22 protein-coding genes are annotated in these 21,175 nt (G+C 68.0%); 9 read left to right on the forward strand and 13 right to left on the reverse strand.

The genetic code is table 11. From position 1 onward, the window contains the following. Nucleotides 1-27 precede the first annotated feature (27 nt). Together gcvT and ADBZ6I_RS00865 are read left to right on the forward strand one after the other, a co-directional pair. Nucleotides 28-1,140 carry a glycine cleavage system aminomethyltransferase GcvT gene (gene gcvT / locus ADBZ6I_RS00860; RefSeq protein WP_526379914.1) on the forward strand — a complete coding sequence of 371 codons (1,113 nt, stop codon included), beginning with the start codon at nucleotides 28-30 and terminating at the stop codon, nucleotides 1,138-1,140. Nucleotides 1,141-1,182: 42 nt separating this feature from the next. Further along, entirely contained in the window at nucleotides 1,183-2,289 is a 1,107-nt protein-coding gene (locus tag ADBZ6I_RS00865) for a branched-chain amino acid aminotransferase (RefSeq protein ID WP_526379916.1), read from the forward strand. Here the strand turns inward: ADBZ6I_RS00865 and ADBZ6I_RS00870 are convergent. From ADBZ6I_RS00870 to ADBZ6I_RS00895, 6 genes are read right to left on the reverse strand one after another with little or no spacing between them, the layout of a single operon-like run. Beyond that, nucleotides 2,286-3,581: a sensor domain-containing diguanylate cyclase gene (locus ADBZ6I_RS00870; protein ID WP_526379918.1), complete on the reverse strand. Its 1,296-nt coding sequence runs from the start codon at nucleotides 3,579-3,581 to the stop codon at nucleotides 2,286-2,288. The two genes, ADBZ6I_RS00865 and ADBZ6I_RS00870, sit on opposite strands and share 4 nt — an antisense overlap. Further along, nucleotides 3,574-4,011, reverse strand: a complete 438-nt coding sequence (locus tag ADBZ6I_RS00875; RefSeq protein ID WP_526379920.1) for a pyridoxamine 5'-phosphate oxidase family protein — start codon at nucleotides 4,009-4,011, stop codon at nucleotides 3,574-3,576. The genes ADBZ6I_RS00870 and ADBZ6I_RS00875 overlap by 8 nt, the downstream gene beginning before the upstream one ends. 26 nt (nucleotides 4,012-4,037) lie before the next feature. Next, nucleotides 4,038-4,787: an adenosylcobinamide-GDP ribazoletransferase gene (locus tag ADBZ6I_RS00880; RefSeq protein WP_526379922.1), complete on the reverse strand. Its 750-nt coding sequence runs from the start codon at nucleotides 4,785-4,787 to the stop codon at nucleotides 4,038-4,040. Next, on the reverse strand, nucleotides 4,784-5,833 hold the full coding sequence (cobT, locus tag ADBZ6I_RS00885) for a nicotinate-nucleotide--dimethylbenzimidazole phosphoribosyltransferase (protein WP_526379924.1): 1,050 nt from the start codon (nucleotides 5,831-5,833) through the stop codon (nucleotides 4,784-4,786). Before cobT ends, ADBZ6I_RS00880 begins: the two co-directional genes overlap by 4 nt. Further along, nucleotides 5,830-6,348 carry a bifunctional adenosylcobinamide kinase/adenosylcobinamide-phosphate guanylyltransferase gene (locus tag ADBZ6I_RS00890; RefSeq protein WP_526379926.1) on the reverse strand — a complete coding sequence of 173 codons (519 nt, stop codon included), beginning with the start codon at nucleotides 6,346-6,348 and terminating at the stop codon, nucleotides 5,830-5,832. Before ADBZ6I_RS00890 ends, cobT begins: the two co-directional genes overlap by 4 nt. A gap of 7 nt (nucleotides 6,349-6,355) precedes the next feature. Beyond that, nucleotides 6,356-7,030 (reverse strand): DUF3043 domain-containing protein, encoded by a 675-nt coding sequence (locus ADBZ6I_RS00895; protein ID WP_526379928.1) that lies wholly within the window; start codon nucleotides 7,028-7,030, stop codon nucleotides 6,356-6,358. 74 nt (nucleotides 7,031-7,104) lie between these two features. On the opposite strand from ADBZ6I_RS00895, the gene ADBZ6I_RS00900 reads away from it, so the two are divergent. Next, nucleotides 7,105-8,190: a glycerate kinase gene (locus tag ADBZ6I_RS00900; RefSeq protein ID WP_526379930.1), complete on the forward strand. Its 1,086-nt coding sequence runs from the start codon at nucleotides 7,105-7,107 to the stop codon at nucleotides 8,188-8,190. A gap of 100 nt (nucleotides 8,191-8,290) precedes the next feature. Continuing rightward, nucleotides 8,291-8,653: a HesB/IscA family protein gene (locus tag ADBZ6I_RS00905; protein ID WP_526379932.1), complete on the forward strand. Its 363-nt coding sequence runs from the start codon at nucleotides 8,291-8,293 to the stop codon at nucleotides 8,651-8,653. Between the two features lie 74 nt (nucleotides 8,654-8,727). Here ADBZ6I_RS00905 and ADBZ6I_RS00910 read toward each other — a convergent pair whose 3' ends face one another. Continuing rightward, nucleotides 8,728-9,357 (reverse strand): Rv0361 family membrane protein, encoded by a 630-nt coding sequence (locus ADBZ6I_RS00910; RefSeq protein ID WP_526379934.1) that lies wholly within the window; start codon nucleotides 9,355-9,357, stop codon nucleotides 8,728-8,730. 154 nt (nucleotides 9,358-9,511) lie between these two features. On the opposite strand from ADBZ6I_RS00910, the gene ADBZ6I_RS00915 reads away from it, so the two are divergent. Continuing rightward, nucleotides 9,512-10,489, forward strand: coding sequence for a carbohydrate kinase family protein (locus tag ADBZ6I_RS00915; RefSeq protein WP_526379936.1), 978 nt, complete (start codon nucleotides 9,512-9,514; stop codon nucleotides 10,487-10,489). 402 nt (nucleotides 10,490-10,891) lie between these two features. On the opposite strand, the gene asnB is transcribed toward ADBZ6I_RS00915, so the two are convergent. Beyond that, complete coding sequence (gene asnB / locus ADBZ6I_RS00920) at nucleotides 10,892-12,853, reverse strand: asparagine synthase (glutamine-hydrolyzing) (RefSeq protein ID WP_526379938.1); 1,962 nt, start codon at nucleotides 12,851-12,853, stop codon at nucleotides 10,892-10,894. Between the two features lie 188 nt (nucleotides 12,854-13,041). On the opposite strand from asnB, the gene ctaC reads away from it, so the two are divergent. The 4 genes from ctaC (at nucleotide 13,042) to ADBZ6I_RS00940 (ending at nucleotide 16,251) form a co-directional block, all read left to right on the forward strand. After that, on the forward strand, nucleotides 13,042-14,133 hold the full coding sequence (gene ctaC, locus ADBZ6I_RS00925) for an aa3-type cytochrome oxidase subunit II (protein WP_526379940.1): 1,092 nt from the start codon (nucleotides 13,042-13,044) through the stop codon (nucleotides 14,131-14,133). A gap of 13 nt (nucleotides 14,134-14,146) precedes the next feature. Then, nucleotides 14,147-14,572, forward strand: a complete 426-nt coding sequence (ctaF, locus tag ADBZ6I_RS00930) for an aa3-type cytochrome oxidase subunit IV (protein ID WP_526379942.1) — start codon at nucleotides 14,147-14,149, stop codon at nucleotides 14,570-14,572. Between the two features lie 141 nt (nucleotides 14,573-14,713). Beyond that, on the forward strand, nucleotides 14,714-15,586 hold the full coding sequence (locus tag ADBZ6I_RS00935; RefSeq protein WP_526379944.1) for an MmpS family transport accessory protein: 873 nt from the start codon (nucleotides 14,714-14,716) through the stop codon (nucleotides 15,584-15,586). Then, nucleotides 15,586-16,251 carry a DUF2561 family protein gene (locus ADBZ6I_RS00940; RefSeq protein ID WP_526379946.1) on the forward strand — a complete coding sequence of 222 codons (666 nt, stop codon included), beginning with the start codon at nucleotides 15,586-15,588 and terminating at the stop codon, nucleotides 16,249-16,251. The genes ADBZ6I_RS00935 and ADBZ6I_RS00940 overlap by 1 nt, the downstream gene beginning before the upstream one ends. 66 nt (nucleotides 16,252-16,317) lie before the next feature. Here the strand turns inward: ADBZ6I_RS00940 and ADBZ6I_RS00945 are convergent, their stop codons facing one another. The 5 genes from ADBZ6I_RS00945 to ctaE all read right to left on the reverse strand — a co-directional run bounded on the left by ADBZ6I_RS00945 (nucleotide 16,318) and on the right by ctaE (nucleotide 21,149). Beyond that, complete coding sequence (locus ADBZ6I_RS00945; RefSeq protein ID WP_526379948.1) at nucleotides 16,318-16,560, reverse strand: hypothetical protein; 243 nt, start codon at nucleotides 16,558-16,560, stop codon at nucleotides 16,318-16,320. Between the two features lie 269 nt (nucleotides 16,561-16,829). After that, the gene (qcrB, locus tag ADBZ6I_RS00950; RefSeq protein ID WP_526379950.1) at nucleotides 16,830-18,506 is read right to left on the reverse strand and encodes a cytochrome bc1 complex cytochrome b subunit; all 1,677 of its coding nucleotides are present in this window, start codon (nucleotides 18,504-18,506) and stop codon (nucleotides 16,830-16,832) included. Continuing rightward, nucleotides 18,503-19,663: a cytochrome bc1 complex Rieske iron-sulfur subunit gene (qcrA, locus tag ADBZ6I_RS00955; RefSeq protein ID WP_526379952.1), complete on the reverse strand. Its 1,161-nt coding sequence runs from the start codon at nucleotides 19,661-19,663 to the stop codon at nucleotides 18,503-18,505. The genes qcrB and qcrA overlap by 4 nt, the downstream gene beginning before the upstream one ends. Continuing rightward, nucleotides 19,660-20,463, reverse strand: a complete 804-nt coding sequence (gene qcrC, locus ADBZ6I_RS00960; protein ID WP_526379994.1) for a cytochrome bc1 complex diheme cytochrome c subunit — start codon at nucleotides 20,461-20,463, stop codon at nucleotides 19,660-19,662. The genes qcrA and qcrC overlap by 4 nt, the downstream gene beginning before the upstream one ends. 74 nt (nucleotides 20,464-20,537) lie before the next feature. After that, nucleotides 20,538-21,149 (reverse strand): aa3-type cytochrome oxidase subunit III, encoded by a 612-nt coding sequence (gene ctaE, locus ADBZ6I_RS00965; protein WP_526379954.1) that lies wholly within the window; start codon nucleotides 21,147-21,149, stop codon nucleotides 20,538-20,540. Nucleotides 21,150-21,175 lie beyond the last annotated feature (26 nt).

A 21,175-nucleotide genomic window follows, 5' to 3' on the forward strand; every position in this document is an offset into this window, starting at 1 on the left:
ATCGGGTGGCGTTTAAGGTTGGTCGCTGTGACCGATGACGCGACCGACGACGCAGTGCTGCACGGCCCGCTGGAAACCCGGCACCGCGACCGCGGGGCCACCTTCTCCCCATTCGGCGGCTGGTTGATGCCGGTGTCCTACGCCGGAACCGTTGGCGAGCACACCGCCACCCGCGAGGCGGTCGGCTTGTTCGACGTCAGCCACCTGGGCAAGGCGCTGGTGGCCGGGCCCGGAGCCGCGGAGTTCGTCAACGCCGCGCTGACCAACGACCTGCGCCGGATCGGGCCCGGCAAGGCGCAGTACACGCTGTGCTGCACGCCTGAGGGCGGGGTGATCGACGACCTGATCGCCTACTACGTCGACGACGACGAAATTTTCCTGGTGCCCAACGCCGCCAATACCGCGGCGGTGGTCGCCGCACTGAAAGATGCTGCGCCGGAGAATATTGCGGTCACTGACCAGCACCGTTCCTTCGCCGTGCTGGCGGTGCAGGGGCCGCGGTCATCCGAGGTGCTGGCCGCGCTGGGCCTGCCGTACGACATGGACTACATGGGCTACGCCGACGCCGAGTACGCCGGGGTGCCGGTCCGGGTGTGCCGCACCGGCTACACCGGCGAGCATGGCTACGAGTTGCTGCCGCCGTGGGACTGGGCCCCGGTGGTGTTCGACGCGCTGGCGGCGGAGGTCGAGAGCAGGGACGGCCAGCTCGCCGGGCTCGGGGCGCGCGACACGCTGCGCACCGAGATGGGCTACCCGCTGCATGGTCACGAACTCTCACCTGACATCTCGCCGCTGCAGGCCCGTACCGGCTGGGCGGTCGGGTGGTCCAAGGAGGCGTTCTTCGGGCGCGACGCGCTGCTGGCCGAGAAGCAGGCCGGCCCCCGCCGGCTGCTGCGCGGACTGCGGGCGACCGGCCGCGGGGTGCCGCGCGCCGACATGGTGGTGCTGCGCGACGCCGCGCCGATCGGGGTCACCACATCGGGCACGTTCTCCCCGACGCTGGGCGCGGGCATTGCGTTGGCACTGATCGACACCGACGCCGAGGTGGCCGACGGTGCCGTGGTCAGCGTCGACGTCCGCGGCCGGCTGCTGGACTGCGAGGTGGTCAAGCCGCCGTTCGTCGACGTCAAGACCCGTTGAGTCCCGGTCAGCGCATCGCGGCCGGTTAGTAGAATCGCGGACATGTCCCAGGCCACGCTTCTGTTCACGGTGCATCGCAGTGACCACCCGGCGAGTGATGAGCGGCGGGCCGCGGTACTGGCCGACCCCGGCTTCGGCCGGTACTTCACCGACCACATGGTGTCGATCCTCTACTCCCACGACCGTGGCTGGCACGACGCGCAGGTGGTTCCCTACGGCCCCATCGAACTGGATCCGTCGGCAATCGTGCTGCACTACGCCCAGGAGGTCTTCGAGGGGCTCAAGGCCTACCGGTGGGCCGACGGCTCGATCGTCTCGTTCCGCCCGGAGGCCAACGCCGCCCGATTGCGGGCGTCGGCGCGCCGGCTCGCCATCCCGGAGCTGCCCGACGAGGTGTTCCTGGAATCGCTGCGCCAGCTGATCGCCGTGGATCACCAGTGGGTGCCCGCGGCGGGCGGTGAGCAGTCGCTGTACCTGCGGCCGTTCATCATCGCCACCGAGCCGGGCCTGGGGGTGCGCCCCTCGGCGGAGTACCGCTACCTGGTGATCGCCTCCCCGGCCGGGGCGTACTTCAAGGGCGGGATCAAGCCGGTGAGCGTGTGGCTGTCCACCGAGTACGTCCGCGCCAGCCCGGGCGGCACCGGGGCGGCCAAGTTCGGCGGAAACTACGCGGCGTCACTGCTGGCCCAGGCCGAGGCCGCCGAGCATGGCTGCGACCAGGTGGTGTGGCTGGACGCCATCGAACGCCGCTACATCGAGGAGATGGGCGGGATGAACCTGTTCTTCGTCTTCGGCAGCGGCGGATCGGCCCGCCTGGTCACCCCGGAGCTCAGCGGCTCCTTGCTGCCCGGAATTACCCGGGATTCGTTGCTGCAGTTGGCTTCTGATGCCGGGTATGCCGTCGAGGAACGCAAGATCGACGTCGAGGAGTGGCGCAAGGGGGTGGCCACCGGCGAGATCACCGAGGTCTTCGCCTGCGGCACCGCCGCGGTGATCACCCCCGTCGCGCAGGTGAAGTACGGGGAGGGCGAATTCACCGTCGGCGACGGCGAACCCGGCGAGGTCACCATGGCGCTGCGGGACACCCTCACCGGCATCCAGCGCGGCACGTTCGCCGACAAGCACGATTGGATGAGCCGGCTGGCCTAATCCGACCCGGTCACCACGGTGTTGCGCCCCGCCCGCTTGGCTTCGTAGAGCGCGGCGTCGGCCCGGGCGATCCAGGACGCCAAGTCCTCGTCGGGCCGCAGTTCGGCCGCACCGATGCTGACACTGACCGCGAGCTGATTCTCGAACGGGGTGTCGGCGATCCGCTGGCGCAGTTTCTCGGCCGCCGCCACCGCGTCCTGCAGACCGCAGTAGCGCAGGAGCACGATGAATTCCTCACCGCCCCAACGCCCCAGCAGGTCAGTGCCGCGGACCTGATCGCGCAGCCGCTGAGCCATCTCGACGAGCACGCGGTCGCCGGTCTGGTGGCCGTGGGTGTCGTTGATCGATTTGAAGTGATCGACGTCGAGCATCAGCAGGGTCAGCCGCTGCCGGTGGCGCTGAGCCTGCGCGAAGTCCGCGGACAACAGCTCGGTGGCGTGCCGGCGGTTCCACAGGCCGGTCAGCGGGTCGGTGACGGCAAGCCGGGTCAGCTCGGCCTCGAACATCTTGCGCTCGCTGATATCCCGGGTGACACCGAGGATCTCCACCACCTTGCCCTCGGCATCCACATACGGGATCACCTGCAATTCGCCGATCATGATCGAGCCGTCGCTGCGGTAGTACTCATGCTCGTCGCGGTAGGTAGGCGGCAAGGATCCGTTCGCGATCGCGGTGAACAGGTCGCTGAAGTACCCGGCGACCTTGGCCGCCGAGTCCGGGGGGTGAATCTCCTCCAGGCTCTGGTGCATGGCCTGCTCCGGGGTGATACCGCGGACCCGTTCCACCGCGGAGCTGACGTAGGTGATGCTGCCGTCGAGCGCCATCGTCCAGATGACCTCCCAGGCGTTCTCGGCCAGCAGCCGGTAGCGCTCCTCGGACTGCCGCAGTTCCTTCTCGACGTCGCGCAACTCGGTGATCTCGGCGACGGTGCCCTCCATGATGACCGAGCCGTCCGGGCGACGGCGGCTCTGCATCCAGCACCGGGTGTAGAGCGGGGTTCCGTTGCGGTGGAACCACTTCAGCTCCACAGAGGTCTGCTGCCCGGGTTCGGTGGTCAACGCCTCGGCCAGCACCGGCAGGAACTCCGGAGCTACCCGGCTGTGCACCGCCTCGGCGTCGGCGAGCGCCGCGGCCGGCGTCACACCAAGCTTGGCTTCGATGGCATTGGAGATGTACTCGTACCCCAGGTCCGGCTGCACCCGTAGAACGAACAAGACCAATCCGCTGTGATCGGCGATCCGTTCAAACCACCGTGGGTCGGGCACCTTACCGGCCAGGTCGGGATCAGTCACCGCTGACATCCTCGAAACGGCCGGTCTTGTGCTCCAACAATATTCGATAAACCGTGCCGTGCTTGGGGCCGGACGGATCCGGGGGCGGCTGATGCGGCGGGAATTTCAGCAGCGGCATGATGCGCTCCACCAGCAGGGCCATGCCGGTGTTCCAGTCGTCGCCGTGGCATTCCTCGAATGTGCCCCAGGCGATCACGCTACGCCAGTTGGACAGATCATCGACGTGTTCGACCTCGACGCACACCCGCGGATCTGCACGCATGGCGCGTAGTTTCGCCCCGTCCATCCCGTGGCCCCAGAGGTGGGTGCCGTCATAGGCATAGCTGACCGGGACGACATAGACCCGCCCCTGGTCGATGCATCCGATCCGGGCGATCACCTCGCCGTGCAGCAGATCCTCGATCTGCCCGGCGTCCAGGACTCCCAGCATCTGCCCCTCCCCGTCGGTTCGCGCTGTCAGGATCTCAACGCTAGTCCCAGCAGGCTCACGGTCGTCGCCACTTCCACCGCCGCGCCCATCACATCGCCGGTCACTCCGCCGAAGCGGCGCACGCAATGCCGGATCAGCACTGCTGCCAACAGCATCGCCGCGACCACCGTGGCCGGTCCCTGCCACGGCCGGTCGGTGGCGAAGACCGCCAGACCGGCCGCTGCCGTCACCCACGCGGCCACCACCGACGGCGACTGACTGCCGGCGACCGTGGCGCCCAGGCTGCTTCCAGCGGCAGCCGGGACGCCCCGGCGGCTGGCCAGCACCGTGGCCACCCGGCCAGACATGACCGCGGTCACCGCGGCCACTGTTCCGGTGAGCCCGGCCGGCAGCGCCGCGAAGGCGGCGGCCTGGGTCAGTATCACCACGACGACGACTGCCACCCCGAAGGGGCCGGTGGAGCCGTCGTGCATCACCGCCAGGGCGCGCTGCGGCGGGCCGTAGCAGCCCAGACCGTCGGCGGTGTCGGCGAGCCCGTCGATGTGCATGCCCCGGGTCAACGCCAGCAGAAGGGCCACGGCGAGCATTCCGGCGAGCAGGCTGTGTGCCCCGAACGCCCAGCTACCCACCCACAACGCCGCCGCCGCGGCCAAGCCCAACGCCACGCCGACCACCGGCAGCGCCGCGACCGTGTGAGGGCCGGGAGTCGCTGTCGCGGCGCGGCCTGCCGGCAGCACCGTCGCGAACGCGAAAGCGCTTGCCAGCCCTGCCATCACGGCGTGCCGCTGGCGGAACTTCCGGAGACGCCGGCGTCGGTGAAGGTCGACATCGAGCACAGCGCGGCCACCGCGGCCTGGATGATCGGCAGCGCCACCGCCGCGCCGGTGCCCTCGCCGAGCCGCAACCCGAGGTCGACGATCGGCTCCAATTTCAGCTGCGCCAACGCCAGCTTGTGCGCCGGCTCGGGGGAGAGGTGTCCGGCCTGCCACCACAATCGAGCGTCCGGCGCGAGTTGCTCGGCGATCACCGCAGCCGAGGTGACCACCAGGCCGTCGAGCAGCAGCGGGGTGCGCCGCACCGCGGCCTGGGCGCAGAAGCCGGCCATGGCGGCCAGATCCGCCCCGCCGCAGGCCGCCAGCAACCCCAGCGGGTCGGAATGCACTGCCCGCGAACGGTACAGCGCATCACGAATGGCCGCGGTCTTGCGCGACCAGGTCGCGTCATCGATGCCGGTGCCGCGGCCCACCGCGGCGACTGGTTCGGTGCCGGTGACCGCCGCGACGAGCGTGGTAGCGGCGGTGGTGTTCCCGATGCCCATGTCGCCGGCGATCAGCAGATCCGCCCCGGCGTCGATCTCCTCGTCGGCGATCCGCCGGCCGATCTCGATCGCGCGCGTCACCTCCTCGGCGCTCAACGCGTCCTCCACCGCGATGTTGCCGCTGGATCGGCGCACCCGGTACGGGCCCGGCGGGCCGTCCCGGTCCACCGCGATGTCCACCGCGCGCACTCCTGCTCCGGCGATGTCGGCAAGCACGTTGATGGCCGCGCCACCGCCTGCGATGTTGTCGACCATCTGCCCGGTGACCTCCGCGGGGTAGGCCGACACCCCGGCTTGGGCCACACCGTGGTCGCCGGCGAACACCACGACCCGGACCTGCTCGAATTGCTGTGGCGGACAAAGCCCTTGGCACGACGCGACCCACACCGAGAGATCCTCCAGGCGGCCCAGTGCACCCTGCGGCTTGGTCAGCAGATCCTGGAGGCGCCGCGCCGCCGCAGCGACGCGGCCGTCCGGCGGGGTGATCTCAGCGAATTCCGTCATCCCGGCGCCTTCACCCACAGTGGCTGCCCGGCGACCACCAGGACCACACGCTGGCAGCAGGCGGCGATCCGCTGGTTGAGCGCACCGAGCTCGTCGGCGAAGCGGCGGCCGGACTCGGTGGCGGGCACCACCGTCAGTCCCACCTCCGGGCTGACCAGCACCACGTCGGCGGCCGAGTCGTCCACGGCGGCAACCAAGTTGTCGACGTCAGCGCCCACCGGACCCTGCCAGCCGCTGCGGTCCAGCATCGCGGTCAGCCAGCCGCCCAGATCGTCGACCAGGGTGGGAGTGTCGGCTTGGGCGCGCAGATGCCCGGCGACGTCGACGGTTTCCACCGTGCGCCAGCAGGCCGGCCGGCGCTGCCGATGCTCGGCGATCCGCCGGGCCCACGCCGGGTCGCCATCGTCGGCCGCCCCGCCGGTGGCCAGATAGTTCACCTGTGCGTCAGCCGGAAGAATCGCCTCGGCCCACCGGGACTTGCCCGACCGGATCCCGCCCAGAACCAGAGTGCGCACGGCGGTCTCAGACCACCGTGGCGCCGCGGGCCACCTGCGGCCGCGGGATCCGCCAGCGGCGGGGCTGCATGGCGCGCGGCACCGCGTAGAAGGCGAGCCTCATATGTGACTCGGTGTTGTCGGGGAACTTCGCGTCCGCGGCCTTATTCACCTTGCGCGACAGCAGGAATCCGTCGACCAGCATCGCGACCAGCACCACCGGCATCGCGTAGTTCAGGTAGAGCGCGATCTTCGGGGCGATCAACCCCCCGAAGACGAGCAGCAACGTCCAGGGCATCAGCAGCCCCAGCAGATTGCGCCGGGCGTCGACGATGTCGCGGGCCAAACGCCGGACCGGGCCCTTGTCCCGGCCGATCAGGTAGGCCTCTTCGCCGGCCTTCATCCGCGCGTTGCGATCGGAGATGATCGAGCGTTGCCGGAGCCGGTCGGCCTGACGCTCCTCCTTGGTCATCGTCTTACGGGCTGCCTTGCGCCGCTGACGCGCCTCGGCGGCGGTCATCGGCGCGGGCGCGACCGGGCCGCGGCGTTTGTCCTTCTCGCTGCGCTTGGGGGTCGGCCGGCCCTTCGGCGCGGTCGTGCCGGTCGTGTCGACCGGAGCGGCAGCGACCTCTGTCTCGTCGGCGCCGTCGGCCTCGTCGTCGTTGCGGTCGGCGCCGTTATCGCGGCGGCCCAGCAGTTTCACGCATGTCAGGGTACTTCCCGCATCCGCGGGTTGGGCATGCATGTCAGGTGACAGTCCGCCAGTAGCCTGCTGGCATGGCCCGGGGATCACGGGTGCTAATAGCCCCGGACTGTTTCGGCGACAGCCTGACCGCCGTGCAGGCCGCCCAGTCGATCGCCGCGGGATGGCGGCGGGCACGGCCTGCCGACCCTCTGGTGTTGCTGCCGTTGTCCGACGGCGGGCCTGGTTTTGTGGCGGCGCTGACGGCGGGGCAGCCGCACCTTCAGGTACTCCCCGCGCAGGTGAGCGGGCCGCTGTCCGAGCAGGTCTCGGCCCAGTGGGCGTTCGATCCGGGCCCCGCGACGGCGTACATCGAAAGCGCGCAGGCCTGCGGGCTGGCGCTGCTGGACGGCCCGCCGACCGTGCACACCGCGATCGCCGCCACCAGCACGGGCGTGGGCCAGCTGATCGAGGCCGCCGTCGGCGCGGGTGCGCGGACGGTCGTCGTCGGGCTGGGCGGCAGTTCATGCACCGACGGGGGACGGGGCATGGTCGAGGCACTCGGCGGACTCTCTGCTGCACGCCGCACGCTGGCGGCAGTCCGCCTGGTCGCCGCTACCGACGTCGAGCACCCGCTGCTCGGGCCGTCCGGGGCGGCGCGGGTGTTCGGCCCGCAGAAGGGTGCCGACGCTGCCACCGTCGAGTTTCTCGAGCGTCGGCTGCAGGAGTGGGCCGCGCTGCTGGAAGCCGAAGGCGGGGCAGACGTCCGCGGACTGCCCGGCGCCGGCGCGGCCGGGGGGCTGGGTGCGGCGCTGCTGGCATTGGGCGGACGTCGCGAGTCCGGTGCGGCGCTGATCGCCCGGCACCTCGGCGCCGAACACAAGATGGCGTCGGCTCGACTGCTGGTGACCGGAGAAGGGCGGCTCGACGAGCAGTCGCTGCACGGCAAGGTGGTGGGGTCGCTGGCCGCGGCGGCCCGCCCGCACCGCCTGCCGGTGCTGGTGTTCGCCGGTCAGGTGGCGCTGGGGCCCGAGGCGCTGGGGGCGGCCGGCATCCGCGCCGCGTACTCGGTGGCCGAGTACGCCGGGTCGGTGCGACGGGCCATCGACGACGCCGCGGCGCAACTGTCGGGACTGGTGGAGCGCACGGCGGCGGCCCTGCCCGCGGAGTCGGAGGAATAGCCGCCGGGCGGGTACCGTTGTCAGTGCTGGGTTGACACTGTGTGCAATTGACACTGTGTGCAATCCCATCCCCACGAATTTTCCGCACGAGGGAGACCTAATGACCGACGAGTCGTCTACCGCGACCGAGACCACCACCCACGGCGTGACCATGTCCGACGCCGCGGCGGCCAAGGCCAAGGCGCTGCTGGACCAGGAGGGCCGCGACGACCTGGCGCTGCGGATCGCCGTGCAGCCGGGTGGCTGCGCCGGCCTCAAGTACAACCTGTTCTTCGACGACCGGACCCTCGACGGCGACCTGAACGCCGACTTCGGTGGTGTCCGGCTGACCGTCGACCGGATGAGCGCCCCGTATGTGCAGGGCGCCACCATCGACTTCGTCGACAGCATCGAGAAGCAGGGTTTCACCATCGACAACCCGAACGCCACCGGCTCCTGCGCCTGCGGCGATTCGTTCAACTGATTCGTTTTCAGTACTGGGGCTGATTCAGTCCTTCACTTCGTTCAGTACTGGGGCTGATTCAGTCCTTCACTCGTTCAGTACTGGGCAGCGGTGCGCAGCAGGTACGAGCACACCAGCAGCTTGTTGTCCTGACGCAGTAACTGGGCCACACCCTGTTCCTCGTCGCGGGCCCTGCGGGCCGTCGACGCCGGTGCCACCTTCATGGTGAACAGCACCTGCGCCTGATACGAGGAATTCATCACGATCTTGTCGATCGAGGTGACCTCCGCGCGGGCGAACTGCTTGCGGAAGGCGTCGCTGGACAGCCGGGCGAGCGCCATATCGGACTTGCGGTCCTTGATGGCGTCGAACATGCCGCACAGCGTGTTGCGGGCCACCGTCTCGGTATCGCCGTCCGACAGTGCCGTCAGGTAGTTCTGGATGGAGGACTTGGCGGCCGAGTCGGTGAACGCCGCCGCGCCGCCGGCGGATCGGTTCGAGCCGAAGAGCGCCACCACGGCGATCAGAGCGGCCACCACCCCCAGACCCAGCAGACTCCACAGCAGGGCCCGTTTGCGTCCGCCGGCCGGCTGCGGAGGCTCTGGATAGCCCACCGGCGGCGGCAATGGCCCCGGATACACCGCGGGGTAGGGATACACGGGCATACCGGGGAACGGCTGACCCTCGGCGCCGACCGGCTGGTGCGGCGGATACGGGCCAGCCATCGATGATTCTCCTACCCAAACTCGTCGGCAACGTGGACTCGCGCAGCCGAGCCACTTCGACCCCATCGGTGCGCGGGCCATATAGTCGGCTCCTGATATTGCAGGCTAGCGCACCCGCCGGGCCTGCCCGAACAACGAAGGGGCGGACGTCGTCGTGACCATCGCCGTAACGGGATCCATTGCCACAGACCACCTGATGCGCTTTCCGGGGCGGTTCTCCGAGCAGCTGCTCGCCGAGCACCTGCAGAAGGTGTCGCTGAGCTTCCTGGTCGACGACCTGGTGGTCCACCGCGGCGGGGTGGCGGGCAACATGGCGTACGCGATCGGCGTGCTCGGCGGTGACGCGGCGCTGGTCGGCGCGGCCGGTGTCGATTTCACCGACTACCGGGAATGGCTGGAATCGGCCCGTGTCAACTGCGAGCACGTGCTGATCTCCGACACCCAGCACACCGCACGGTTCGTCTGCACCACCGATCTGGACATGGCGCAGATCGCCTCGTTCTACCCCGGCGCGATGTCGCTGGCGCGCAACATCAAACTGGCTGATCTGGTGGCCGCCGCCGGCAAGCCCGAGCTGGTGATCGTCGGCGCCAACGACCCCGAGGCGATGTACACCCACACCGACGAGTGCCGCAGCCTGGGTCTGGCCTTCGCCGCCGACCCCTCCCAGCAGCTCGCCCGGCTCTCCGGCGAAGAGATCCGTCGGCTCGTCGACGGAGCCACCTACCTGTTCAGCAACGACTACGAGTGGGACCTGATGCTGTCCAAGACCGGCTGGACCGAGGCCGATGTCCTCGCCCAGGTCGGCCTGCGGGTCACCACGCTGGGCGCCAAGGGCGTCGACCTGATCGGCGCCGACGGCACCAACATCCACGTGGGCGTCGTCCCGGAGACCGCGCAGGTCGACCCGACGGGTGTTGGCGACGCGTTCCGGGCCGGGTTCCTCACCGGCCGCGGGGCCGGTCTGGACCTGGAACGCTCGGCGCAGCTGGGCTCGCTGGTCGCGGTGCTGGTCCTGGAGACCACCGGCACGCAGAACTGGACCTGGGACCTGCGCACCGCCAAGGAGCGTCTGACCGGCGCCTTCGGACCCGAGGCCGCCGAGGAGATCACCGCCGCGTTGAACGCCTGACCCGTCGGGCGGCCCTACGGGTGCCGGCCGTCGCGGCGGCCCCGGCGGCGATCCAGGGTCCGGCGATGATCACCGGATCCATCCACGTGTGGTTGAGGTCGGCGCGGCCGACACCGTCCCGCCCCCGCGCACCGAGTCGATGGCCCAGTTCCATGCGACCGGCGAGCCACCAGGCCCACCGGTCCGGCGTTCAACATCTACTGCGGGTCCTGCTACTTCTGCGTGCGCGCGGGTTGTTCTCCAACTGCCACAACGCCAATCCCAACGTCAATCCCAACGTCAATCCCAACGTCAATCCCAACGTCAATCCCAACGTCAATCCCAACGCGACGGCGATCGGCGATGCACGACCATGGCTTTTCACTCGCGCCGGGTACCCGGACGGTGGAAACGAAAACCGGACTAGAGCTGCACGGGGTAATGCGGCTCACTGATCTGCGGCACGATGCTGTGCTCGACGAAGATCGCGTACCAGAGCAGGAAGATCAGCACGGTCCACAGTCGCCGGCTGTGGTCGCTCTCGCCGGCTCTGTGCTCGTCGAGCATGGCCCGCACCGCCACCAGGTCGACCAGCTGCCCGGCCTGCGAGACGTCGATCATGCCGTAGGCCCAGTCCATCAGTTCTCCGGACCGCAGCCAGTGCCGGATCGGCACCGGGAAACCCAGTTTGGCCCGGTTGAGCACGTGAGCGGGCACGATCGGCTCCAACGCCCGGCGCAGCGCGTACTTGGTGGTGGTCCGGGTGATCTTCTGGTCGAACGGCAACCTGGATGCGACGGCGAAGACCTCCGGATCCAGGAACGGCACCCGCAACTCCAGGGAGTTGGCCATGGTCATCTTGTCGGCTTTGACCAGGATGTCGCCGCGCAGCCAGGTGAACAGGTCGATGTGCTGCATGCGGGCCACCGGATCCCACCCCGTCGACTCCGCGTAGACATTCGCTGTGACGTCGGTGTGCGTCCAGTCCGGTGTGAAGCGGGGCAGTACCGCGCGCAGTTGCTCGTCGGAGAAGCTGCGGGCGTTGCCGTAGTAGCGCTCCTCCAGCGTCAGCGAGCCGCGGTGCAGCAGGCTCTTGCCGCGCATGCCCTCCGGCAGCGGCTTAGAGGCCTTGCCGAGCGACTTGCGAACACTCTTGGGCAGGTAGTCGAACGGTTTGAGCGACAGCGGCTCGCGATAGATGGTGTAGCCGCCGAACAGCTCATCGGCTCCTTCGCCGGAGAGCACGACTTTGACGTGCTTGCGCGCCTCCCGGGCGATGAAGAACAGGGGGACCAGCGCCGGGTCGGCCACCGGCTCGTCGAGATACCAGACGATCTCGGGCAGTGCGGCGACGAATTCGGCCTGGCTGACCACTTTGGCGACGTGCCGGGCGCCGATGGCCTCCGCGGAGGCGACGGCTACGTCCACCTCGGAGAACCCTTCCCGCTCGAATCCGGTGGTGAAGGTGATCAGCCGCGGGTTGTGCCGGATCGCCAGCGCGGCGATGGCGGTGGAGTCGATGCCGCCGGAGAGGAACGCCCCCACGGTGACATCGGCGCGCATGTGCTTGGCGACGGAGTCCTCCAGCACCGCGGTGATCTCGTCGTAGCGGGCCTGTTCGCCGCCCTCGATGAACGGCACCGCGGCGAACCGCGGTCGGAAGTACCGGGTGATCTCGGGGGAGTGGCCGGGGCGGATCACCGCGTAGCAGCCGGACTCCAGGCGGCGCACCCCGCGGTGCAGAGTCTCCGGTTCCGGTACGTACTGCAGCACGGTGTAGTGCTGCAGGGCACGGGTATCGATCTCGGTGTCCACCCCGAGGATGCCGGCCAGGTCCAGCAGACACTTCTTCTCGCTGCCGACCGCGGTTCCGCCCGGGCCGGTCGCTATGAACAGCGGTTTGATGCCGAACGGATCGCGGGCGCAGAACAACTCCCGGCGGGCGGTGTCCCACAGCGCGAAGGCGAACATGCCGCGCAGCCGGCCCAGCGCCTCGCTGCCCCAGTAGTGGTAGGCGGCGACGATCGCCTCGCCGTCACCGTCGGTGTGGAACACCGCACCGAATTCCGACCTCAACACCTCGCGTAGTTCGAGGTAGTTGTAGATCTCGCCGTTGAAGACCAGGACATAGCGGTCCGGTTCCTCCGGCGGACCCCAGCGCAGCGGCTGATGGGAGTGGGCGATGTCGATGATCGACAGCCGGTTGAAACCGAGCACAACGGTGCCCGATGTCGCCGGCCCTCCGGCTCCGGTGGCGTCCGACCAGGTTCCCGGCTCGTCCGGACCGCGGTGGCGCATCAGATGCGACGCGCCCGCCACCGCGTCGACGGTGTCGCCGGTGATGGCGCCGGCCGCGTGTCCTACCAGGGCAAGCAGTCCGCACATCCGGCCAAGTATGCCCGAACGGGCACCGCCGCCCGAACCGGTATCCAACCGATTCGGCAGGTGTGTCGGCTTGTTGCCCATCAGTGGTCTACGCTGCGTAGTATTCGAGTGGCGATGCGCCCTTGAGTGACCTCTGTCAAAGGGGCGCCCAGGGTCATCGGCCCAGCTTGTGACACAGGAGGCGCCAAGTGACACCACGCGGGCGAGGCGATACCACCACCGGCTCCGGGACCCGGTCCAGCCGTTGGCGGGGATTAGCGCTGACCGTCACCCTCGCGGGGCTGGCCGCCACCCTCAGCGGTTGCAGCTGGCAGGACGCTCTGGCGCTCGGGTGGCCCCGTGGCGTCACGCCCGAGGCGCACGCCATGCACAAGTTGTGGCTGTGGTCGGTGATCGCCGCCCTCGTGATCGGCGTGATCGTCTGGGCGCTGATGTTCTGGTGCCTTGCGGCCTTCCGCAAGAAGAAGGGCGACGAGGAGATGCCCCGCCAGTTCGGCTACAACATGCCGCTGGAGCTGGTGCTGACGGTCGTCCCGTTCCTGATCATCTCGGTACTCTTCTACTTCACGGTGCTCACCCAGGACAAGGTCCTGAAGAAGGAATCCAATCCCGAGGTCGTCATCGACATCACCGCGTTCCAGTGGAACTGGAAGTTCGGTTATCAGAAGGTGGCTTTCGCCGACGGCTCGTTCAACTACGAGGGTGCCGACCCCGCCCGCAAGGCCGCCGTGCAGTCGAAGCCCGAAGGCACAGATAAGCACGGCGAGGAAAAGGTCGGCGCCATCCGCGGGATGAACCCGGAGGATCGCTCCTACCTCAACTTCGACAAGATCGAGACCCTCGGTAGCAGCGACGAAATTCCGATCCTGGTGCTCCCGGTGGGCAAGCGCGTCGAGTTCCAGCAGGCCTCCGCGGACGTCATCCACTCGTTCTGGGTGCCGGAGTTCCTGTTCAAGCGCGACGTATTCCCGAATCCCGTGGCCAACCACTCGGAGAACATCTGGCAGATCTCGGAGATCACCGAGGCCGGAGCCTTCGTCGGACGGTGCGCTGAGATGTGCGGCACCTACCACGCGATGATGAACTTCGAGGTTCGCGCGGTTCCGGCCAACGACTTCAAGACCTACCTGCAGGCGCGCGCCGCCGGCAAGAGCAACGCCGAGGCTTTGCAGGCCATCAACCAGCCGCCACTGGCGATCACCACCAAGCCGTTCGACACCCGCCGTGGCGAACGGGTGATTCCTAAGCAGCAGATGGCCGCCGCGCAGGCGAATAAGTAGGAGAGCGTCCGACATGCGTATCGAAGCCAGGCTTTTCGAGATCCTCACCGGCTTTTTCTTCCTTGCCGCTGTCGCCTACGGCGGTCTCACCGCGGTCTTCCAGACGCCGAAGGGCTCCATCGAGTGGGCCGGAACCACGGCGCTGGTCATGACGGCGGGTTTGTCGCTGATCATCGGCACGTTCTTCCGGTTCATCGCCCGCCGCCTCGACACCCGTCCCGAGGACTACGAGGAGGCGGACATCGCCGACGGCGCCGGGGAACTGGGCTTCTTCTCGCCGCACAGCTGGTGGCCCATCCTGATCGCGCTGGCTTTCTCCACCGCAGCCGTGGGTGCGGCCATGTGGCTGCCCTGGCTGATCGCGATCGGCATCGTGTGCGTGCTGGGCGCGGTCTCCGGTCTGGTCTTCGAGTACTACATCGGCCCTGAGAAGCACTGACCTCCTCATTGCCGATGGCCCAGGCGGTCAATCCGGCGCGCATGGGGGTCCGTTGGGTAGTGTTTGCGTGGGCACGGCTGCAGCCGCCAGGCGAACGCCCTCGCCCCGGGGCATGCGCAGTCGAAAGAGGATAGTCAGCAGATGAGCGGGCCCAATCCGCCGGAACGGGAACTGGGCGGTCAACCATCCGATGACCGGGCCGGTGACCGGGAGGAACTGACCGACACCGGATTTTCCCGCGCCTATTCCGCCCCCGAATCCGAGCAGTACACCATCGCGCCGTACATGCCGGCCGAGATCGAACTGTACGACTACGACGCCTACGAGCAGTCGGGGGCCGCGGGCGATGAGCTGCCGCCGCCGAGGTGGCCCTGGGTTGTCGGCATCACCGCCATCGTCGCGGCTATCGCGCTGGTGGCTTCGGTCTCGCTGCTGGTGACCAACCGCGACACGACGAACACCGCTACCCCGACAACGACCACCGTCACCACCCCGCCGGTGCAAGACCAGATCACCACCACGACGCCCCCGCCTCCGCCTCCGCCCCCGCCTCCGCCCCCGACCGAGGCTCCGCCACCGGAACCGCCGCCGCCCCCGCCGCCGACCGAGACGGTCACTGTCACCTCGGAGGCCCCGCCTCCGCCGCCCCCGCCGCCGGCCCCGGAGCCACCACCCCCGCCGCCGCCTCCGGTGACGACCACACCGCCACCGCCACCGCCGCCGACCACCACGACGCAGGCCGGACCACGGCAGGTCACCTACACCGTGACCGGGACGAAGGCGCCCGGCGACATCATCACTGTGACGTATGTCGACGCGTCGGGCCGGCGACGGACCCAGCGCAACGTCTACATCCCGTGGTCGCTGACAGTGACGCCGATCTCCCAGTCTGATGTCGGATCGGTGCAAGCGTCCAGCCTGTTCCTGGTCAGTAGGCTCAATTGCTCCATAACGACAAGCGACGGGACGGTGCTGTCATCGAATCAGAACAACGCGGCGCAGACGAGTTGCTGATGGATCCCGAATCAGACGCACACCCGGCCGTAGCCGATCACTCCCCAGGACGTTCCCCTCAGGCGGTCGACCGCATCATGGTCGGTGTCTGTGGGGCGATCTGGCTGGTCCTCCTGGCCACCAGCGTGTTCGCCACCGTAGCGCTGGTCAAACTCGGTAGCGGGCGTCCCGCGGACGGGGAGGGCCAGTCGTCCTGGGTGCTCTACAGCATCATCATCGTGTCGGCGCTGGTCATTCTCGGCGCTATTCCGCTGCTGCTGCGGGCTCGCCGGAACGCGCGGGCTGAACCCGGGCGGCACGAGTCCGCAGCGACGGATACGGTCGCGCCGGTGCGCCCCACCGAGGCGCCCACGGAGAAGATGAGGGTCTTCGGGCTAGACCCCTACGCGAGCCGCACGCCGGGGTTGCCGGAGCAGCCTAAGGTGTCGCCCGCGCTGACCGCGATGGTGGACAGGTTGTGGCTGCGGGGCACCACCGCGCTGCTGTCAGCCATAGGTGTTGCGTTGATCGCGGTGTCCATCGGTACCTATCTACTGGCCGACGGTAATGACACGGCAGCGTGGGTCGGATTCGGCCTGGCCGGCGTCATCACCGTGGCGATGCCGGCGGTGCTGGCTTTCTTCCAGCGTCAGCTCGGCGAAACGGTAGAAGAAGCCGGCCTGTAAAGACCGGCGGTGCCCGGGCGCACGCGGCGTGCTGCCCGGGCAACCATCGATCGATGCGCTGCGGCCCTACTGCGCTGGCTGTGCCGGCGTCAGAGGCGCGAACTGCGCGGGCGACGACTTCGGGGTGAGTTCCTGATAGCGCGGTGTCGTCTTGGGGGCCAACAGGGCGCAGGTTCCCTCCGCCACACAGGGCGGGGCAGTGTCAGTGCCCGGCGCCGCGAAGCCGGAGGGGGCCACGGCGAGTGCTCCGCCGATCAGGGCCGCTCCGGCGACGGTGACGACGGTCGCGTACAGGGTGCGCAGTGCCATAGTGATGCTCCTCAGTTCTCAGTTCCGGGTTGGACGTCCGGGTTGGACGTCCGGGTTGGACAATTGCCAACGTATGGACGCCGGCTAGGTCGCACTTAGCCGCGACGTGGGTGTGGGCTATGAATCCGAAAGCGCCGTTGCGTGCGCGTTCCCGGCGTGCGGGGGAGGGGAGTGGTTCATCGACACCGGGCAGAAGCACATCCGGATCGGTGCGCCGAAACGAAGAAGGCCCCAGCCTGATCGGCTGGGGCCTTCTTCATTGCGACCGGCTACTTGTAGTAGCCCTTTCCATTTCCACTGCCATTTCCACTGCCACTGCCATTGCCGTTCCCATTGGGTTCGGTGTCCTGGTATTCCTTCAGAGCGGTCAGGGCCCGCACCTCGGAGGCATGCGCCGCCTGGTTCAGTGCGGCATCCTCGGACGCCGGATCGGCGGTGAGGAAGCTGCCGCGACCAGGCCTGCCGGCCGCACCCAACTTGTTCATCCGCTTCGGCAGGGCAGTGCCCTCGTACTCCAGCGGAATCGGGTGGCCGTGATCGTCGACCGGACCCAAGGGCTGGTGCAACTCGATATAGGCACCATGCGGCAGCCGCTTGAGGATGCCCGTCTCGATGCCGTGCTCCAGCACGTCGCGGTCGCTGCGCTGCAGGCTGACGGCCCACCGGTAGGCGAAGAAGAAGGCCAGCGGAGGCACCACCAGCATTCCGATGCGCCCGATCCACGTGGTCGCATTCAGCGAGATGTGGAAGTTGTAGGCGATGATGTCGTTGCAGGCGCTCAAGGTGATGACCAGGTAGAAGGCGATCACCATGGCGCCGATGCCGGTACGCACCGGCACGTCGCGCGGACGCTGCAGCAGGTTGTGGTGAGCGTCGTCACCGGTGAACCGCTTCTCCAGCCAGGGGTAGGCCATCAGCAGCGCGAACACGACGCCCATGATGACCGCCACCCAAACGGCGGCAGGGATGGTGTGGTTGCCGATGTAGATCTCCCACGCCGGGAAGAGGCGGATCAGGCCGTCGGTCCACAGCATGTAGAAGTCGGGCTGGGAACCGGCCGACACCTGCGAAGGCTTGTAGGGACCCAGCTGCCAGATCGGGTTGATCTGCAGCAGACCTCCCATCAAGCCGAGGATGCCGACGATCATCGCGAAGAACGCGCCGCCCTTCACCGCGAACACCGGCAGAACTCGCACGCCGACGACGTTCTGCTCGGTGCGGCCGGGGCCGGGGAACTGGGTGTGCTTCTGGAACCACACCAGCGCCATGTGGGCACCGATCAAGCCGAGCATGATGCCCGGGAAGATCAGGATGTGCACCGCGTAGAGACGCGGGATGATGATGTTGCCGGGGAAGTCGCCGCCGAAGATCGCCCAGTGCAACCAGGTGCCCACCAGCGGCAGGCCCAGGGTGATCGAGGACAGTGCCGCGCGGATGCCGGTGCCCGACAGCAGGTCGTCCGGCAGCGAGTAGCCGAAGAAGCCCTCGAACATGGCCAGGATGAACAGCAGCGCGCCGATCACCCAGTTGACCTCGCGGGGTCGGCGGAAAGCGCCGGTGAAGAACACCCGGGCCATGTGCACCATGATCGAGGCCGCGAAGAGCAGCGCCGCCCAGTGGTGGACCTGCCGGACGAACAGGCCGCCGCGGACCTCGAAGCTAATGTTCAGCGCGGTCTCGTAGGCCTTCGACATCTGAATGCCCCGCAGGGGCTGATACACGCCCTCGTAGGTGACCTCGGCCATCGACGGGTCGAAGAACAGCGTCAGCCAGACGCCGGTCAGCAGCAGGATGATGAAGCTGTACAGCGCCACCTCACCCAGCAGGAACGACCAGTGCGTGGGGAAGACCTTGTTCAGCTGCCGCCGCAGCGCCGCCGACGGATGGTATCGGGAGTCGACTTCGTCGGCAGCTTTGTTGACGTGGTCAGCGACGTTGATACTCATGATCTGCGCTCCCAGAATGCCGGTCCAACGGGTTCGATGAAGTCGCCATTGGCGACGAGGTAACCGTCTTGGTCGATAGTAATAGGTAATTGTGCCAACGCGCGAGCTGCCGGTCCGAAGATCGGCCGTGCGAAGTGCAGCGCGTCGAACTGCGACTGGTGGCACGGGCACAGAATGCGGTAGGTCTGCTGCTCGTACAGCGACGACGGGCAGCCCAGGTGCGAGCAAACCTTGGTGTAGGCGAACAGCTCACCGAAGTTGAAGCTCTCCTGGCCCTGGCGCTTGACCACTCGGGACATGTCGACCGGCTTGATGCGGATCAGCATGACCGGGTTGCGCACACCCATCCCGATGTGGGCGAGCCGCTCGTGGGACTCGAAGGTGGTGCCGTCGCCGTCTTCTTCACGCCACGGGAACACGGTCTCCATACCGCCGGCGTCAAGGTCCTCGGGACGGATCTTGGTGAACGGCGACTCACCCGGCCGGCCGGTGGACCGACCCAGGAAGATGGTCTCGCCCTTGAACCGAGGCGTCCAGTCCGACGTCCACAGCACGGCCTTGAGTCCGTCAGCGGTGGGAACCACCGGCTTCCACGGGTTCTTGACCAGACCGCCGAGGAGGGCCACCAGGGTGCCCAGGCCGAAGGCGCCGGCACCGATGCCCAGGGCAGCGCCGATCATTTTGCGACGCTTGATCGTCGAGGTCTCCAGCGCGTTGATCAGGGTCGCCGCGGTGGCTTTGCGCTCCACTTCGGAGGACCGTCCGTCGTGGCGATCCTGGATGGAGATCTCCTCGGGGATGAACCGCTTCTGGTACAGCACCGCGCCGATGCCGATCGCCAGGATCGACAACCCGAAGGTGATGCCGTACATCGGCGTGGCCCAGGAGTAGAGCAGGTTGCCCTTGACGCCGTACGGCTTGTATTCCCAGGGCCAGAACAGGAAGACGACCAGCAGCAGCAGACCCATCAGCCCGCCGAAGATCAGCCAGGCTGCGACCCCTCGCTCGGCTCGCTTCTCGGCGCGGGTACCCGGGACGGGCCAGCGGTCTTCCTTGAAGACCGTCTCGACGCCGTCCATGCGGGCGCCCAGCGCGGTCAGTTCCTCGTTTGACATGCCGGCGAGGTCATCGCCGTGCTGATGACTCGACTCGTTCATGACCGTGCCCCGATCCACATCGCGACCGCGATCGCGGCCGCCATTCCGACGACGAAGATTGCCGCACCCTCCGGCACGGGGCCGAAGCCGCCGAGACCGTAACCGCCCGGATTCATGGTCTGCGAGGCGGAGCGGACGTAAGCGATGATGTCCCTCTTCTCGTCCGGCGACAGCTGGCGGTCGGAGAACTTAGGCATGTTCTGCGGGCCGGTCAGCATGGCCGTGTAGATCTGTGCCGGGGTGGCCGGGTCCAGGCCGGGGGCGTACTTACCCGACGAGAGAGCCCCACCGCGGCCGGTGAAGTTGTGGCACGACGCGCAGTTGAGCCGGTAGAGGTCACCGCCGCGGGCGACATCGCCGTACAGGGACTGCTCGGCGATCTGGCCGTTGGCATCGCGGGGCACCAGCGGTCCGCCGCCGATGCTCTGGACATAGGCGCCCAGCGCGTCGGTCTGGGCCAGGTCGAAGATCGGATGCTTGCGTGCGGCCTGCGCCTCACCGCGCATGGCGGGCATCCGGCCCGTGTTGACCTGGAAGAACACCGCTGCCTCGCCGACGCCGGCGAGGCTGGGGCCGCGGCCTTCGACACCTTGCAGGTTGGCGCCGTGGCAGGTGATGCATGCGGTCTCGTACAGCTGCTGTCCGGTGCGCAGCAGCGCGGACTGTGATTCGTCGGCGACAGCCACTTGCGGCTTCGGCGTCAGCGTGGCCGCCAGTACGCCGGCGAACGCCAAACCGAAGAGCAGTAGGACCGCACCGGTGAACCGGCGACGAAGTCGCCGACGCGACTTGACGCTCATGCCCGACCTGATCTTGAGCATGGAACCTCTTCTCTTCGACGGAGGAAGCAGATCGCTCATCAACGGATCGCTCATCAACGGATGAAGTAGATAGTGGCGAACAGAGCGATCCAGACGATGTCGACGAAGTGCCAGTAGTAGGACACCACGATCGCCGCCGTCGCCTGGGCGGGGGTGAACTTGCTCATTCGGGTTCGCATTAGCAGCAGGATGAAGGCGACGAGGCCGCCGACGACGTGCAGGCCGTGGAAACCGGTCGCCAGGTAGAAGACGCTGCCGTAAGCGCTGGAAGCGATCGTCGTCCCCTCCTGCACCAGGTGGTAGTACTCGTAGGCCTGACCGAGGACGAAGAACAGGCCCATCAGCAAGGTCACGGTGTACCAGCGGCGCAGGCCGAAGACGTCTCCGCGCTCAGCCGCGAAGACGCCCATCTGGCAGGTGAACGACGAGGCGATGAGCACCAGCGTCACCGGCACCGCCTGGACCAGGTTCAGCTCGGTCGGCGGCGGCGGCCAGCTCCCGCCTGATTGGGATCGCGCGGTGAAGTACATCGCGAACAGTCCAGCAAAGAACATCAACTCACTGGACAGCCACACGATGGTGCCGACACTGACCATGTTCGGTCGGTTCAGCGAATGCACGCGCGACGTGATCGCAGTTCCTGAGGTACCTACAGCGCTCGTCACAGGAAGCAGTATGACGCTTTGTAGTT

This window comes from Mycobacterium sp. (assembly GCF_044342925.1).
Classification (GTDB): Bacteria; Actinomycetota; Actinomycetes; order Mycobacteriales; family Mycobacteriaceae; genus Mycobacterium.